Origin of the sequence: Companilactobacillus mindensis DSM 14500, assembly GCF_001434275.1 — a bacterium.
Lineage (GTDB): Bacteria > Bacillota > Bacilli > Lactobacillales > Lactobacillaceae > Companilactobacillus > Companilactobacillus mindensis.
Genome location: NZ_AZEZ01000101.1, coordinates 1 through 209, shown reverse-complemented (window position 1 = coordinate 209; position 209 = coordinate 1). Strand labels below are relative to the sequence as shown.

Sequence of the window (209 nt, the reverse complement as noted above, 5' to 3'; positions counted from 1 at the left end):
CGACGTGATAGAGTTCTTCGTTCTTTAGATAATCTCTTTTTCATTTTTCGATAAAATCTGGGATTATCGACTACAACATTATTACTTGTAGTAAGGAAGTTCTCAGTATTCAAATCGATTCCAATATTACTACCAGTTTTTATTTTCTGATCAACAAAAGGGGTATCAGAACCGAGTTGAAGTGAAATAAAATATCTGTTACATGGATC

General features: G+C 32.1%; 1 protein-coding gene. It reads right to left on the bottom strand.

Annotation, left to right across the window (positions count from 1 at the left end; all coding sequences use genetic code 11):
• A partial coding sequence (locus FD29_RS11685; protein WP_157049398.1) for a transposase occupies positions 1-209 on the bottom strand: 209 nt, incomplete at both ends.